Origin of the sequence: Prescottella equi, from assembly GCF_020171745.1 — a bacterium.
GTDB classification, from domain to species: Bacteria; Actinomycetota; Actinomycetes; order Mycobacteriales; family Mycobacteriaceae; genus Prescottella; species Prescottella equi_A.
Genome location: NZ_JAIVAH010000007.1, coordinates 232627 through 247374, shown reverse-complemented (window position 1 = coordinate 247374; position 14748 = coordinate 232627). Strand labels below are relative to the sequence as shown.

The 14748-nt window shown below is 67.0% G+C and carries 16 protein-coding genes; 9 read left to right on the top strand and 7 right to left on the bottom strand.

The window, feature by feature from the left end; genetic code table 11:
- Positions 1–22: 22 nt before the first annotated feature.
- Positions 23–1153, bottom strand: a complete 1131-nt coding sequence (locus tag LCL87_RS06200) for a Rieske 2Fe-2S domain-containing protein (protein ID WP_225017741.1) — start codon at positions 1151–1153, stop codon at positions 23–25.
- A gap of 173 nt (positions 1154–1326) precedes the next feature.
- A complete protein-coding gene (locus LCL87_RS25770; RefSeq protein WP_225017739.1) occupies positions 1327–2268 on the bottom strand; it encodes a PDR/VanB family oxidoreductase in 942 nt (313 codons plus the stop codon).
- Positions 2269–2417: 149 nt separating this feature from the next.
- Here LCL87_RS25770 and LCL87_RS06190 point away from each other — a divergent pair, with 149 nt between their 5' ends.
- From LCL87_RS06190 to LCL87_RS06180, 3 genes are all read left to right on the top strand, one after another.
- Positions 2418–3104 carry a TetR/AcrR family transcriptional regulator gene (locus LCL87_RS06190; RefSeq protein ID WP_225017737.1) on the top strand — a complete coding sequence of 229 codons (687 nt, stop codon included), beginning with the start codon at positions 2418–2420 and terminating at the stop codon, positions 3102–3104.
- Positions 3105–3411: 307 nt separating this feature from the next.
- Positions 3412–4737: an MFS transporter gene (locus tag LCL87_RS06185; RefSeq protein ID WP_225017735.1), complete on the top strand. Its 1326-nt coding sequence runs from the start codon at positions 3412–3414 to the stop codon at positions 4735–4737.
- The gene (locus tag LCL87_RS06180; RefSeq protein WP_225017733.1) at positions 4734–5588 is read left to right on the top strand and encodes an alpha/beta fold hydrolase; all 855 of its coding nucleotides are present in this window, start codon (positions 4734–4736) and stop codon (positions 5586–5588) included. Before LCL87_RS06185 ends, LCL87_RS06180 begins: the two co-directional genes overlap by 4 nt.
- Before the next feature lie 47 nt (positions 5589–5635).
- On the opposite strand, the gene LCL87_RS06175 is transcribed toward LCL87_RS06180, so the two are convergent.
- Entirely contained in the window at positions 5636–7099 is a 1464-nt protein-coding gene (locus LCL87_RS06175) for an MFS transporter (protein WP_225017731.1), read from the bottom strand.
- A 169-nt stretch (positions 7100–7268) separates the two neighbouring features.
- Between LCL87_RS06175 and LCL87_RS06170 the strand changes: the two genes are divergently transcribed.
- The 6 genes from LCL87_RS06170 (at position 7269) to LCL87_RS06145 (ending at position 11272) form a co-directional block, all read left to right on the top strand.
- Positions 7269–7778 carry a WKL family lipoprotein gene (locus LCL87_RS06170; RefSeq protein ID WP_225017729.1) on the top strand — a complete coding sequence of 170 codons (510 nt, stop codon included), beginning with the start codon at positions 7269–7271 and terminating at the stop codon, positions 7776–7778.
- A gap of 48 nt (positions 7779–7826) precedes the next feature.
- On the top strand, positions 7827–8633 hold the full coding sequence (locus LCL87_RS06165; protein WP_237691781.1) for an RsiV family protein: 807 nt from the start codon (positions 7827–7829) through the stop codon (positions 8631–8633).
- A gap of 132 nt (positions 8634–8765) precedes the next feature.
- The gene (locus LCL87_RS06160) at positions 8766–9923 is read left to right on the top strand and encodes a 3-ketosteroid-9-alpha-monooxygenase, oxygenase component (RefSeq protein WP_225017726.1); all 1158 of its coding nucleotides are present in this window, start codon (positions 8766–8768) and stop codon (positions 9921–9923) included.
- A 2-nt stretch (positions 9924–9925) separates the two neighbouring features.
- Positions 9926–10144: a hypothetical protein gene (locus LCL87_RS06155; RefSeq protein ID WP_225017724.1), complete on the top strand. Its 219-nt coding sequence runs from the start codon at positions 9926–9928 to the stop codon at positions 10142–10144.
- Between the two features lie 92 nt (positions 10145–10236).
- Positions 10237–10911, top strand: a complete 675-nt coding sequence (locus LCL87_RS06150) for a hypothetical protein (protein WP_225017722.1) — start codon at positions 10237–10239, stop codon at positions 10909–10911.
- Positions 10912–11134: 223 nt separating this feature from the next.
- Positions 11135–11272, top strand: a complete 138-nt coding sequence (locus tag LCL87_RS06145; RefSeq protein WP_225017720.1) for a hypothetical protein — start codon at positions 11135–11137, stop codon at positions 11270–11272.
- A gap of 66 nt (positions 11273–11338) precedes the next feature.
- Here LCL87_RS06145 and LCL87_RS06140 read toward each other — a convergent pair whose 3' ends face one another.
- The 4 genes from LCL87_RS06140 to LCL87_RS06125 form a co-directional block, all read right to left on the bottom strand.
- Complete coding sequence (locus LCL87_RS06140) at positions 11339–12187, bottom strand: 3-hydroxybutyryl-CoA dehydrogenase (protein WP_225017718.1); 849 nt, start codon at positions 12185–12187, stop codon at positions 11339–11341.
- Between the two features lie 164 nt (positions 12188–12351).
- Positions 12352–12516, bottom strand: a complete 165-nt coding sequence (locus tag LCL87_RS06135; RefSeq protein ID WP_225017717.1) for a hypothetical protein — start codon at positions 12514–12516, stop codon at positions 12352–12354.
- Positions 12517–12683: 167 nt separating this feature from the next.
- Positions 12684–13841, bottom strand: coding sequence for an acyl-CoA dehydrogenase (locus LCL87_RS06130; protein ID WP_225017715.1), 1158 nt, complete (start codon positions 13839–13841; stop codon positions 12684–12686).
- Positions 13842–13997: 156 nt separating this feature from the next.
- Positions 13998–14723, bottom strand: coding sequence for a TetR family transcriptional regulator (locus tag LCL87_RS06125; protein WP_225017713.1), 726 nt, complete (start codon positions 14721–14723; stop codon positions 13998–14000).
- Positions 14724–14748: the final 25 nt, after the last annotated feature.

Below are 14748 nucleotides of genomic sequence, written 5' to 3'. Positions count from 1 at the left end.
CGCTGCGGCTGCGAGCGGTAGGTCAGTGACCGACGCGGCGCTCGATCGGCTGGACAGCGGGAGACGCCTGTTCGATGTGCCGGCGCCACGCCGAGATCGACAGGTCCGGCCGGTAGAGCCGCTCCGGGGGCGCATCGGTGACGTCGACCATCCATGCGTCCTGACGGGTGAACTGACCGTGGAAGAGCCACCGGAACGCGGCCAGGTACTTCGCCTTGAACGCGAGTGCGGTGCCACCGGTCTCGAACCGCACCATGATCTGCACGTAGCGGACGTGGTCGGCGTCGACCGGGACGTACCACTCGTAGTGGATGAACTTCGGGTACGCGACCCGGAGCAACCCCGGCAATCGGATCGATACGAATCCGGGAATGTCCATCGCGTCGATGACCGGATTGGCGTTGCCGTTCTTGCCCGGGCGGTCGGGGAGTGGGATGCGTTTCCACCAGCGCTTGTTGGTGAACCGGCCGACGCCGGGGAAGTCGGCCTCCCAGTGCAGCTTGTCCTGGACCCGGATGAGCCATCCGTCGCGCTCGACAATGCGTGTCTCGTTCCATGCCGGCATGATCTTGAAGAGCCGCCACAATGCCGTGTTGTGCAGGTACTTCGCGTGGCCCTCGTCGAACCCGTTCTCGGCTGCGAAACGCCAGTTACCATTTCGTACCTCGTTTCTGCCGCCGAGTACGAGCGTGTTCTCGGTCAGCTCCGCCGGGATGTCCCGCTCGACCGGTGGCGGAGCATCGCCTTCGGCGACGTCACCGATGTACACCCAGAGCAGGCCCAGTCGCTCTTCGACGGGATAGGTCGCCACCGACGCCTTGCCACAGATGGGGCTGTCCGGGCCGTCCGTGAGAACCGCCTTCAGTTCGCCGGTCTCGAGACCGAACGTCCAACCGTGATACGCGCAGCTGATGGTGCCTGGGTACTGTCGCCTGCCGAGCGACAGCGGGACTCCGCGATGTGGACACCGATCGTGCAGGCCGCGCACGACTTTGCCGTCACGGACGAACACGATCCGTTCGCCCGCCAGCGTGATGGGAACCGGCTTCTCCTGAACCTGGTGTGCCCAGATGGTGGGGTACCAGTAGTTGCGAAGTCCGACGGTCGCAGAGTTGTACTTCGGCCATGCCTTCCAGTCGGTGCCTCCTTGCACAGGGGGGCCCGTCTGTGGTTGTGGTTCGGCTGTAAGGGGGGTGGTTCGCGAACGCCGGGCGCGGCGGGGAGCGACGGCGGGCGTTGGTTCGGCTGTAGTGCTCACGATTTCTCCAGACGTGGGATTGTGGCAGCCGTGCACGTGAGCGCCAGGCTGTCCGGGGTGAACCGCAATCAGAGGTCGAGAACGAGCTCGGGGGTCCGTGCGCGCGACACGCAGGGCATGAGGATGTCGGTGCAGTCCTCGGGCGTGACCGAATCACGGTGCAGTGGGACGCCGGAAAGCACCTTCGTGGCGCAACTACCGCAGACCCCGTCCCGGCACGCGCTCGGCACGACGATGCCGAGGGCGTCGAGGGCGTCGAGGGCCGACGTGGCCGCCGGCACGGGAACGCGCAACCCGGAACGATCGAGGACCAGCTCGAACGGCAATAGTTCGGATTCGTCGTCGCGAGACGCGGACGCGAAGCGTTCCACGTGCAATGTGCCGGAAGGCCATTCCTCGCACCGCTGTTCGACGGCCGCGATCAGTCCCTCAGGCCCACAGCAGTAGATCGCGGTGCCGTCGGCCGGATCGCCCAGGGCGGACTCGAGGTCGAGATGACCGTACTCGTCGAAAGGCCGGATCACGACGCGTTCGCCGTAGGCCGCAAGTTCGTCGAGGTAGGCCATCGATCGTCGTGACCGGCCGCCGTAGTGTAGGCGCCAACTGCAACCGCGGGACTGTACGTGCCGCAGCATCGGTAGCAGGGGCGTGATGCCGACGCCGCCAGCCACGAACACGTAGTTCGTTGCGTCAACGAGCTCGAAATTGTTTCGTGGACCGCCGACTTCGACGAGTTCGCCCGGTCGCAACACCTCGTGTACGTACCGGGAGCCACCGGTCGAAGCCGGCTCCCGAAGGACTGCGATCCGATAGCTACGGTTGTGCCCGGGATCGCCGATCAGTGAGTACTGACGGATGTGTTCGGGCAGCCCGAGGTCGATGTGCGCGCCTGGTGACCAGGGCGGTAGTGCCCGCTGTTCCGGGTCGGCGAGCTCGACGGAGAGGACGTCCTCCGACTCGCGTCGTAGTGCTACGACTTCGAGTTCTAAAACCCCTGTCTCCCTGTCCATTTGATTCCCTTCTGACGGTCCGTACGGCGTACGGTACACCGATCGGATAGCGCGTGCATCTCGAGCAGGGGAACTGGTCCTCACCTGGGCGTACGAGCGACCGGACAGTGTCCGGTACGGTTGGGAAGCCGAATGATCCGAGGAGACTCATGGTGCGACAGCAGAAGCGCTCCGCCCGCCCGCTCACCCGCGAGCGAATCGTCGAGGTGGCGCTGAGTATCTGCAACGCCGAATCAGACCTCGACCGTCTCACGATGCGGCGCCTCGCGGCAGAACTAGGTGTGGGTGCCATGACCCTCTACGGGCATTTCCGCAGCAAGGACGAGATACTCGACGCGATGGCCGACCATGTGTTGGGGCGGATGCAACTCCCCGAGGAGTTGGACGCGGATCCGGCCGAGGCGCTGCGCACGGTCGGAGGCGCTTTCCTCTCGACAATGCGCGAACAACCCGCCGTGGTGCGCCTGTTCGCCACGCGAGTCACCGACAGTCAGGCCGCTCTGGGTGGGGCCATGGAAGCGGTGGTCCAGAAGCTCGTCGACGCCGGCGTTCCCGGCCCGGTCGCCGTGCGGTCTTACGGATTTCTGGTCACCTACGCGCTGGGCTTTGCCAGTTATCAGGCGCCACGGCCGTGGGGCCGGAACGGCTCGGATGCGGCCGAGCAGCGTCGCCAGCGGCGGCATTTCTACGCGGGTCTGCCGATCGAGAAGTTCCCGCAGGTCGTTGCGCACGCCGCCGATGTCGCCGACCTCGCGTCCGACGAGCATTTCGAGTTCGGGCTCGAGGCGTTCGTCGAAAGTGTGGTCCGGATGATCGACGGCAGCAACGGCGCCTGATCCTTACTGCCCGCCCCGGCACGGACCGGGTTGTTCTGTCGGCTCCGAGTTCACGGAGAATTCGCGCCACCGATTGACAGCGTGCACTGCACCGTACATAGTACGAATCAGCGTACGGTCGATCGGTGCACCGGTCGACGGTACGACTTCGAGCGGGCGTCCCATCGTCGTGATCGCCCGCATCACAAGGTCTTTCGATTCATCAGGCTTTGCTCATCGCCCTGTGGGCACGTGTGTGCCCGCACCGAACTGACGTCCCACCTCGATCCGGCCGCCAGACCCGGCCGGCCCCCTCCGAAGGACGACGATGACCGGAACTTCGCACCCGAAATCCCAGAGCCGGAAAGCTGTGTTCGCCAGCTGGATCGGCACCACCATCGAGTACTACGACTTCTCCTGCTATGGACTGGCGGCCTCGCTGATCTTCGCGCCGCTGTTCTTTCCCCAGGCCAACCCGGCCGTGGGCACCCTCCTGGCACTCTCGACGTTCGCGGTCGCCTACATCGCGAGGCCTGTCGGGGCACTGGTGTTCGGTCATCTCGGTGACCGGATCGGACGCAAGACTGCGCTGATCATGACTCTGGTCCTCATGGGAGGGGCGACCTTCATGATCGGACTACTGCCCACCTACGACCAGATCGGCCTGGCCGCGCCCGCTCTGCTCGTGATCGCGCGCTTGCTGCAGGGGTTCTCGGTCGGAGGCGAATACGGCGGTGCGGTCCTGATGACCGTCGAGCACTCCGAACGCCGCAAACAGGGTTTCTTCGGCGCCCTTGTCAACACCGGGGCCACCACCGGCCTCTTGCTGGCCAATCTGATCTTCCTGCTCATCCTGCAGCTACCCGACGGCGATCTGCAGTCGTGGGGGTGGCGTATCCCGTTCCTGCTCAGCGGTGTTCTCGTGGTAATCGGCCTCATTGCCCGAGTCGCGCTGGAGGAGACGCCAGACTTCGCGGGTGTCAAGAAGCGTGGAGGCGTCCAGGAGCGCCCCATCGTGACGATTGCGAACGGACACATTCGGACCGTCGTGCTCGTCGCTCTCGGAATCGTTGCCGCGGGAAGCGCATTCACCATGACCACGGTGTTCTCCCTGACATACGGTAAGGAAGGACTCGGCCTCGACAAGAGTGCCATGCTCGAAGTCCTGCTCCCGGCCACGGTTGTCGTGCTGGTGTGTCTTCCGTTGTTCGGCGGGCTCGCCGATCGAGTGGGCATCCGCAGGATGTTCATCGGCGGGGCCCTGTCTCTCGTCGTGTTGCCCTTCGCTTGGTTCGCACTGCTCGACACTCGTCAGTACTGGCTGATGCTGCTCGGGTTCGGGCTGATCTTCGCCGGCTACTCCGCCAACTACGCGGTCGTGCCGGTCTACTTCTCTCGGGTGTTCCCGCCATCGGTGCGATTCACCGGTATGTCGATCGGATTCACTCTCGGGCTTATCGCCGGAAATGCTGTAGCGCCGCCACTTTCGGCGGTGCTGTTGGAATCGACCGGTAGCTGGCTTCCGATCGCTTTGTACATGGCGGGGACGGCGGTGGTGTCCCTGTGCGCCGGTCTCCTGCTGAAGATCCCGGAGCCGGAGGAATCCGTACGGTGTGCTCCGGCCGAGAAGCTGCCCGAGTACCTGTCGGAGTGACCGAACAGATCTCGGCCCCAGATTATTTCGATACGAAGGGAAGAAGGGTGACCAAGAGTCGAAGACGAGAAGTCGCGGTGGCGCACACTGCGCTGAGCTACCACGTGTCCGGGGCCGGTGAGGGAACTCCGGTCGTGCTCCTGCACCCGTGGTTTGGATGCTGGCAATTCTGGACGCCGGTGGTGGGTGCGCTGACTCATCGGCCCTGCTATGCGGTCGACTTCTATTCCCTGGCCGGCGGTGACTGGACGGGTGTTGCCGATCCATCCGGACTCGCCGATGCCGTGATCGCGATGATGAATGTGGAGGGGATCGGCTCAGCCGATGTGTTGGGCAACTCGGTCGGCGGCATCGTCGCCCAGATTCTGGCATCCACTCATCCCGAGCGGGTGCGGCGGCTCGTGCTCGTGGGTACCGGAGCGAGTACCGACCGAACACTGCCGGGATTTGCGGCCGCGGTCGACCGATGGATCCAGGCGGCAAACTCCGATGAGGCCGCGTCCAGCGCTGCGATCGAGGAGACGGTCGGGATGTTGTTCACAGGCCGCACTGATCCGGCGACGTGGACGACGTTCGTCGCGATGGTGCAGCAGACCCCTCCTGACTTCTTGGCTGCGGTCCTCGCCGCGGCTCGTCGGTTGGATCTCACGCCGCGCCTCGGTTCTATTGCGGCACCGACCCTGGTTATCCGTGGCAGCGACGACTGCGCCCGCACTCGGGATCACGCCGCCGCGCTGGTGAGAGGGATCCCGACCGCCGTCTCCGCCGAGATGCCCGGGGCCGGGCATTCTCCGATGGTCGACCATCCCGCCGATTTCGTCGCGTTGATCGAGGCGCACATCGACGAGTGAGCAGAGTCGCCGGCTACCGCTCTCGGTCTTCAGGCGTCGTCGACGCTTCAGTTCGTGGGAGGTTGAACGGCGGGCGCGGTGACGTCGCAGTGCGGTTGGCACGCGACGCTCTCGCCCGCCGTTTCGGCTGTCGGTGCCTCGGGTGCGGGCTTCCGGGGAATCATCACCGCGGAGATCGCTGCCCCGACCAGCAGCAGTCCGGCGCAGATCAGCATCGCGACCCGGAAACCCGACGCGAACGCCACGGGGTCGGTCAGGGCGTCGGCGCCGATCCCGGCGAGCGCGGGGAGCGCGGCCACCGCCAGTAGCTGACTGGTGCGCGCGACGGCATTGTTGACGCCCGACGCGATGCCCGCCTGATCCGACGACACCGAACCGAGCACGGCCGCGGTGAGCGGCGCGACGAGCGCCGCCAACCCGAGTCCGAACACCAGCACCGCCGGCAGGACCTGCGTCGGGTACGACGCACCGGGCCCGATCCGCAGCATCAGCAGCAGACCGCCCGCACCGAGCAGCGGCCCGATCGTCATGGGGATGCGGGGGCCGTGGACCTGCGACCACCGTCCGGCCCGCGACGACAGCAGCAGCATCAGGATCGTGATGGGCAGCGACGCGACGCCCGCGGCCAGCGGCGAGTAGCCGGACACGATCTGCAGCTGCAGCAGCAGCAGGAAGAACACCCCGCCGAGCGCCGCGTACACCGCCAGCGTCACCAGGTTGGCGGCGACGAACACGCGGGACGCGAACAGGGATCCCGGCACCAGCGCGTACCGGGATCGTCGCTCGACGACGACGAACGCCGCCATGAGGACGAGACCGGCGATCACCGCCCACAATGTCGTCTCGATCAGTCCGTAGGTGAGCGCAGCCAACGCCAGCGCGGCGAGCGCGGACCCGAGGACGTCCAGGCGCTCGGGCGGGTGCGGATCCCGCGTCTCCGGCACGTGCCGCGCGGACACCCAGACGACGGCGACGGCGAGCGGCAGGTTGATCAGGAACACCGAGCGCCAGCCCGCGACCTCGACGAGCCAGCCGCCGAGCAGGGGGCCGACGGCCGCCGCGACCCCGCCCAGTCCGGACCACAGCCCGATCGCCGCGCCCTGGTCCTCGTCGTCGAACGACGCCGAGATGATCGCGAGACTTCCCGGGGTGAGCAGGGCGGCGCCGACGCCCTGCAACAGGCGCGCGGCGACGAGGATCGTGACATTCGGTGCGAGCGCGCACAGACCGGACGCGATTGCGAACCAGACTGTGCCCCAGACGAATACTCGTCGACGTCCCACCCGATCGCCGAGCGCCCCACCGAACAGGATCAGTGACGCCAGGGTGAGCGTGTAGCCGCTGAGTACCCACTGCAGGCCCGCGACCTCGGCGCCGAGGTCCTCACCGATCCGGGGCAGCGCGACGTTCACGACCGTGCCGTCGAGCATCGCGAGGGACGAGCCGAGAACGGTCGCGGCCACGACCCACCGACCTCGAGCCGATTTCAGGTGGAGCGCCGGAGCGGTCATCTCTTCGATGGTGCTCGCGACCGACCGCGACGGGAAGGGGTTCGGGCCGTCCGCTCGTCAATCGTGAGGAGACGGTAAGAGTTCGGCGCCGCGCCGTCGTATCGGTCTCTGCTGGTCTGCAGCGCCTCTACCGTTGCGCATTCGAGGGAAACCGGACGAATGGAGCGGCATGATGTCGATGCGTGGTGGGGCGAAGCGGAGTCCGAAGGTGCTTGCGGCGGCGATCCTGTGCGGTGCGGCGCTCGCGACGGCCGCGTGCTCCGAGCCGGCGGAACCCGGCGATTCGCCGTCGCCTCCGCCGTCGTCCACGACCGTGACACCGCAGCTCATCGCCGCGCCGACACCCGCCGAACTGAACGCGAACCTGGCGCGCGCGTTCGACGAGACGGTCCCCGCAGCGGAGAAGATCGCGCTGGTCCAGGGCGCGCAGACCGATCCGCAGCTGATCGAGCAGGTGGTCGAGGCGGCGAAGGTGAACAAGGCGTCCGCACAGGTCACCGACGTGACCGACCTCGGCGACGGCACGGTCGCGGCGACCGTCGTCATGGCACTCGACGGTCAGCCCGCACCCGAGAGCGTCATGACCTTCGTCGCCGAGGACGGTGTGTGGAAGCTGTCGAAGGACAACGCGTGCGGCATCGTCAGCGTCGCGGGGCTCACGTCTCCGGCGTGTGCGTGAGCTTGCCGTTGCCGTGCCGCGGTAGGCGTCGGGAGTGATGATGGAGCGATGGCGAACTCGCGGATCCTTCGCAAAGCGGCCGTAGCGTCGGCCGCCGGCATGCTCCTCACCGTGTCGGCTTGTTCGAGCGAAACCGACGGCGTGGCCGAGACACGAGGCGTGACGGTGACGGCGGCTCCGTCGACGATGTCGGCGTCGGCCTCCGCGTCGTCCACCCTGCCGACCGCAACGGCGAACGAAAACGCCTACACCGCAACCTCGGTGCGTGTCGCGGGCGACACCGGTCGGGTCCGGTACGACGTCGTGGTGCCGCAGATCGAGGGCGGCGACCCCGCCGTCGTGACCGAGTTCGACGAGTCGATGCGGGCGGCGCTGCAGGATCAGATCGACGGCTGGCCGGGGGACCGGTTCACGCTCGAATCCACCGACCGGTCGGCCGTCGTGCACATCGGTGCGCGGGTCGTCAGCGGGCTCCTGGTGACGTCGTGGAACGCGGACCCGCCCGGCGCGCATCCGACGCCGCTCGTCGCGACGGTGGTGATCGATGCCGACGACGCGCAACCCATCACCCTCGATCGGTTGTTCCCGGACCTCCAGGCCGGCCTGAACCGGCTGTCCGAGGAGTCCGCGCGTCTTCTGCCCACGACGGCCGCCGGCCCCGATTTCCAGCGCGAAGGGATCGAGCCGAAGCGGGAGAACTTCGCGAACTGGGTGGCCACCCCGGCGGGGATGGAACTCCACTTCACCGACTACCAGGTGGGCCCGCACGCGATCGGGCTGATCGTGGTGACGGTCCCCTGGGACCGGCTGACCGACGTCGTGGCGCCGGAACTCGTGCCCGTGGTGTCGAGCTGATCGAGTCACCGAACGAATGACCAGTCAACGGGAGGGCCTCTGGAAACGGGGCTTCGGCGTCGGGAGATTGGAGGTTCGAACGGAGCACCGGCACAGCCCGCCTGCGTGCACCGTGGGACGAAAGGACTGATCATGACCTCCGTGCATGCCGGGGACGTCGACACCGACGAGATCCGCATCATCGACCAGGGCACCCCGCCGGCGCGCTTCGCCCGCGGCTGGCACTGCCTGGGCCTCGTCGACGGATTCCGCGACGGCAAGCCCCACTCGGTCGAGGCCTTCGGCACCAAGCTGGTCGTGTTCGCCGACAGCCAGGGCGACCTCAAGGTCCTCGACGCGTACTGCCGCCACATGGGTGGCGACCTGAGCCAGGGCACGATCAAGGGCGACTCGGTGGCGTGTCCGTTCCACGACTGGCGCTGGAACGGCAAGGGCCGCTGTACCGACATCCCCTACGCGCGTCGTGTGCCCCCGGTCGCGAAGACGCGCGCGTGGCTGACGATGGAGCAGGACGAACTGCTGTTCGTGTGGAACGACCCCGAGGGCAACCCGCCGCCGGCCGACGTCACGATCCCCCCGATGCGCTCGACCGACGCCGAGTGGACCGACTGGCAGTGGAAGTCGCTGATCATCGACACCAACTGCCGCGAGATCGTCGACAACGTCGTGGACATGGCGCACTTCTTCTACGTGCACTACTCGTTCCCCACGTACTTCAAGAACATCTTCGAGGGGCACGTCGCGATCCAGGAGCAGAAGGGCGTCGGCCGCGACGACGTCACCGAGTGGACCGACCCGGACGTGCCGCAGCTGGTCGGCAACACGTCCGTCGCCGCGTACTACGGCCCGTCCTTCATGATCGACGACCTGATCTACCACTACGACAAGTACGACGTCGAGTCCGTCCTGATCAACTGCCACTACCCGATCGCGCCGGACAAGTTCGTGCTGATGTACGGCATCTCGGTGAAGAAGACCGAGCAGGTTCCCGCCGAGATCGCGGACCAGCTGGTGGACGCGATGATCGGCTACATCGGGATCGGCTTCGAGCAGGACATCGAGATCTGGAAGAACAAGACCCGCATCGAGAACCCGCTGCTGACCAACGAGGACGGCCCGGTCTACCAGCTGCGCCGCTGGTACGAGCAGTTCTACGTCGACGTCGCCGACGTCACCCCGGACATGGTGGACCGCTTCGAGTTCGAGCTCGACACCACCAAGCCGGTCGAGTCGTGGAAGCAGGAAGTGGCCGACAACCTGGCCCGCCGCGCGGCCGCGGAACAGGCGTAGTCGTGGACCCTGTCGAGTGCGACCGCTGTGGCTGCCGGGTGCTGGTGGCCAAGAACAGCTGGCAGCACACGTCCGTGCAGTGGACGGCCGAGGCGCGTGCCGCGTGCCAGGCGTTGGACGGTGCCGCCGACCCCGTGTCGCGCGCCCGTAGTTGCCCGGCGATGCAGGAATCGATTGCGCGGGCGGCCGTCGAGGGGCGGATAGGCGTCCTCGACGACTGAGTTCCGTTCGTGCCGTGCGTGAACGAGGTCCCCCGCGCGAGCGGGGGACCTCGCCTACTATCCGGGGGTCGGGTTACGCGGGGGAGGTTTCTGTGATCAAGGTGAACCAGGTGACCTCGCGCCGCGAGGCGGACAAGCTGCGCGGCGTCGACATCGTGGGTATCTGCCTGGGCGACGCCGCGACAACCGACCGGCGAGTCGTCGACGCGGGCACGTTCACGATGTTGCAGGACCTGGTCGGCCCGCGGACATCGCTGTACATCGATGCCTCGGCGGCCCTGTCGGCGCAGGACGTCGTCGATGCCGTCGAGGCGCTCCGGCCCACCTATTTCGAATTCACGGTCGTCGACGCACCCAAGGAATCGGCGGCGGCCGAACAGTTGGACTTGCTGGCGCGGCTGCCGGTTCCGAAGATCGCGAACGGCCTCTTCGTCATGAAGGACGACGTCGGCCTGCTCGACACTCGCAGGCATCTGGACCGACTCGTAGCCGCCGGCGTCGAGTACTTCCAGGTGGAGACCGTATCGCTGATAGATCCCGGGTTCCGGATATCCGCACCCCATCGTGAGCGTCTCGCGGCACTGTTCGCCGACTACCCGTGCCTCGTCGCGGATGCGTGCACGACCCCGCCGGTTCTTCCGGCACTCGGCCAGGTGGGGACCTACTTCAACCTGGGGAACGGACGCGTACCCAACTACGACTGCTCGGACCGACAGACGCCTCTCTCCGGAATTGTCCGGATCATCCGCTCTCTGGCGGTCGGCTGACCCGATTCGACCGCTTCTGTTCGCCTGTTCGACACCCGATCGTTCCGGGACCGTTGCCGGGTCACGTGAATATAACTCACGGAGATTCGAGCAGGCCGAAGCGAAATCGACTGTCTCGCAGAATCTCTGCCCGGATCTCGCGATTAGTGTCGTGGGCACCGTGCAGCAACCCGGGACGCGCCGCGAAGCGCGGACACATCATTCACTGTGAGGAGTTTTCGACATGGGTTCTTCCACCGCTGATCTCGCCCTGCTCAAGCAGATCCAGCCCGTCGTCAGTGGCGTCGGCACCATCATCGGCGGCCTCGGCGCGATCCTGTCGGTGATCGGCGCCCTCGGCGCGCTGTTCCCCGCCGCCTGATCTTTCGGCAGAACGCCTCCGGCCCGCATCCCGTGCAGGGATGCGGGCCGGAGGCGTATGCAGTCTCTACTTGTAGCTGTAGAAGCCCTGGCCGGTCTTGCGGCCGAGGTGGCCGGCGTCGACCTTGCGACGGAGCAGGGCCGGCGGCGCGTAGTTCGGCTGCGCGAACTCGGCGTACAGCGACTCGGCTGCCGCGAGCGCGACGTCCAGGCCGACGGTGTCGAGCAGCGTCAGCGGGCCCATCGGGTAGCCGCAGCCGCCCTTCATGGCCTCGTCGATGTCCTCGGCGGACGCGTAGCCCGACTCGAGCATGCGGACCGCGTCGCACAGGTACGGGATCAGCAGCGCGTTGACGATGAAGCCGGCGCGGTCGCCCGCGCGAACGGCCTTCTTGCCCAGGGTGTCGCGCGCGAACTCGGTGACCGCCGCGACCGTCTCCTCCGACGTGACCAGGCTGACGACGATCTCCACCAGCGGCATGACCGGGACCGGGTTGAAGAAGTGGACGCCGACGACCTGCGACGGACGCTGCGTCGCGTTGGCGATCTTGATGACCGGGATCGACGACGTGTTGGTCGCGAGGATGCCCGACGGCTTCACGATCTTGTCGAGCTTGCCGAAGATCTCGAACTTGAGCGCCTCGATCTCCGGTGCGGCCTCGATGACGAGATCGCGATCGGCGAACTCCTCGATGTCGAGCGTGACCCGGACCCGGGCGATGGCGGCGTCCGCCTCCTCCTGGGTGATCTTGCCGCGGGCGACGCCCTTGCCGATCGAGTTCGCGACGCGGGCCTGGGCGGCGTCGGCGAACTCCTGCTTGGTCTCGAGGATCAGGACGTTGCTTCCGGCCTTGGCACACACCTCGGCGATGCCGGCACCCATCGTGCCGCCACCGATCACACCAACTAGCTCCACAGTCGAATCTCCACTGTCGTCTCGTCACCTCGCCGTCGGGCGAAGTGCTGTCACGGTCATTCTGCTATCCGGATCATTCTGCTATTCAGGGGCCGGGCATCCGTCACCCCGGCGTCGAAAGCTCCGGCGCCGGGGTGACGGACATCGTGAGTGCCGCGAAACGGTCAGATGCCGAGGCTGCCACCGCCCAGGCCGCCGCCGCCACCGAGGCTGCCGCCTCCCAGGCCGCCGCCGATGCCGCCACCGCCTCCGAGTCCTTCACCGCCCATGATGGCCATCAGCTGGCCCAGGACGTCCACCAGTTCACCGAGAATGCTGATCGAACCCATGCGTATCAACTCCCCTGCGTCGGTCACGGTGCCGGCCCCCGAACGGCCTGCTTGGCGCAGTACCCGGTTCGAACCGTGCTGTCACCTACTGCGGCACCCGTGGGCGCCGTTCCCTCATTGAACGCCGGGGAGCCCGACCGGGGGAACCTTCGCAGCGGAACCGTGCGTCACTTGAGCAGTGCGCGTGACATGACCAGACGCTGAATCTGGTTGGTGCCCTCGTAGATCTGGGTGATCTTCGCATCTCGCATCATTCGCTCCACCGGGAAGTCGGTGGTGTAGCCGGCGCCGCCGAACAGCTGGACCGCGTTGGTGGTGACCTCCATCGCGACGTCCGATGCCAGGCACTTCGCGGCGGCGGAGATGAATCCGAGGTTCTTCTCGCCGCGCTCGGCACGAGCGGCCGCGGTGTAGACCATGAGGCGGGCGGACTCGATCTTCATCGCCATGTCGGCGAGCATGAACTGGGTGTTCTGGAAGTCCGCGATGGACTTGCCGAACTGCTTGCGGTCCTTGGTGTATGCGAGCGCCGCGTCGAACGCGCCCTGCGCGAGACCGAGCGCCTGGGCGCCGATCGTCGGACGGGTGTGGTCGAGGGTCTCGAGGGCGGTCTTGAAGCCGGTGCCGGGCGCGCCGATGATGCGGTCGCCCGGAATGCGGCAGTTCTCGAAGTACAGCTCGGCGGTGGGGGAGCCCTTGATGCCGAGCTTGTGCTCGAGCGGTCCCACGACGAAGCCCTCGTCGTCCTTGTTGACCATGAACGCGGAGATGCCGTTGGCGCCCTTGTCGGGATCGGTCACGGCCATCACGGTGTACCAGGTGGACTGGCCGCCGTTGGTGATCCAGCACTTGGAGCCGTTGAGGATCCAGTCGTCGCCGTCGGCCTTCGCACGGGTGCGCATGCTCGCCGCGTCGGACCCGGCCTCACGCTCGGAGAGGGCGTACGACGCCATCGCACCGGCCGCGATCTCGGGCAGGACCTGCTTCTTGAGCTCCTCGGAGCCCTTGAGGATCAGGCCCATCGTGCCCAGCTTGTTGACGGCCGGGATGAGCGAGGACGAACCGCAGACGCGCGCGACCTCCTCGATCACGATGCAGGTGGCCACCGAGTCGGCGCCCTGGCCGTCGTAGGCCTCGGGGACGTGGACGGCGTTGAAGCCCGAGTTCACGAGCGCGACCTGCGCTTCCTGGGGGAAGCGGGCCTTCTCGTCGACCTCCTTCGCGTACGGCGCGATCTCCTTCTCGGACAGGGCGCGGATCGCGGCCCGCAGCTCGTCGTGCTCTTCGTTCAGCTGGAAGAGGGGGAAATCGGGATTGCCGGACATGGGGACGCTCCTCGTCGTGCGGGCGCCGGCGCCGAGTGTTCGGGCACTCAGTGCCAGGCCTGGTTGGGCTGGCTGTGCGTACTCTTCGGCACGTTTCTACCGATCGCGTACGTACGTCCACGAATGCCCTCAGTCAAGCATGGCACTTAGTGCCAGTCAAGGTTGGCGGGCCTCGAGTTGCCGGCGCACCTGCCGAGCCACCTCGTCGGCCGGCGTGCCGGCCGGGTACGTCACGACCGTCACCGACTCGCCGGGGGTGGAGGTGGCGGCGCCCCGAGGTGTGGCGACGCCGGGGGCGAACTTGTGTCGGATCTCGGCCAGGGCGCCGCGCAGCGCCTCGGGCGTCGCGTGTTCGTCACCCCGGATCATGGCCCGGAGCAGGTAGTTGTGGCACGCCGTCACGCTTGCCGTGAAGCCGACGACGTCGAGGGGCGGAGCCGCGGGCACGGCGTCCCGGAGGTAGTCGCTGAACACCCGCTCGTACCGGTATCCGGTGACGAGTTCGCGGTCACGCAGTGCCGGCACGCGCTGGACCACCTGGTAGCGGCGCACCGAGAGTTCTCGGTTCTCGCGATACCGATTGAACACCAGGTGGGCGGCATCGCAGACCGCCTCCCACGGATCCGCGGTCGTGCTCGCGAGGAAGGCGGACGCCTGCGCGATCAGTGATTCGTGATCGGCGAAGATCACGTCCTCCTTCGACCGGAACTGGCGGAAGAAGGTCCGCCGCGAGACGCCCGCGGCCGCCGCGATCTGATCGACCGTGGTCGCCTCGTACCCGTGCTCGGCGAAGAGGCGGATGGCCTGGGTCGCGACGTGCACCCGGAAGTCCGCGGTGTCGCCGCCTGTGTCGGGTCCCGTGCCCTCGACGCGCTCACTCATGCGTGCCAGTATCCACACCACGCCT

Excerpts from the sequence above, each read along its gene's own strand:
- LCL87_RS06125 (WP_225017713.1), bottom strand. The coding sequence starts at position 14,723 with ATGAGTGAGCGCGTCGAGGGCACGGGACCCGACACAGGCGGCGACACC.
- LCL87_RS06185 (WP_225017735.1), top strand. The coding sequence starts at position 3,412 with ATGACCGGAACTTCGCACCCGAAATCCCAGAGCCGGAAAGCTGTGTTC.
- LCL87_RS06135 (WP_225017717.1), bottom strand. The coding sequence starts at position 12,516 with ATGGGTTCGATCAGCATTCTCGGTGAACTGGTGGACGTCCTGGGCCAG.
- LCL87_RS06175 (WP_225017731.1), bottom strand. The coding sequence starts at position 7,099 with ATGACCGCTCCGGCGCTCCACCTGAAATCGGCTCGAGGTCGGTGGGTC.
- LCL87_RS25770 (WP_225017739.1), bottom strand. The coding sequence starts at position 2,268 with ATGGACAGGGAGACAGGGGTTTTAGAACTCGAAGTCGTAGCACTACGA.
- LCL87_RS06130 (WP_225017715.1), bottom strand. The coding sequence starts at position 13,841 with ATGTCCGGCAATCCCGATTTCCCCCTCTTCCAGCTGAACGAAGAGCAC.
- LCL87_RS06190 (WP_225017737.1), top strand. The coding sequence starts at position 2,418 with ATGGTGCGACAGCAGAAGCGCTCCGCCCGCCCGCTCACCCGCGAGCGA.
- LCL87_RS06165 (WP_237691781.1), top strand. The coding sequence starts at position 7,827 with ATGGCGAACTCGCGGATCCTTCGCAAAGCGGCCGTAGCGTCGGCCGCC.
- LCL87_RS06160 (WP_225017726.1), top strand. The coding sequence starts at position 8,766 with ATGACCTCCGTGCATGCCGGGGACGTCGACACCGACGAGATCCGCATC.
- LCL87_RS06145 (WP_225017720.1), top strand. The coding sequence starts at position 11,135 with ATGGGTTCTTCCACCGCTGATCTCGCCCTGCTCAAGCAGATCCAGCCC.
- LCL87_RS06170 (WP_225017729.1), top strand. The coding sequence starts at position 7,269 with ATGATGTCGATGCGTGGTGGGGCGAAGCGGAGTCCGAAGGTGCTTGCG.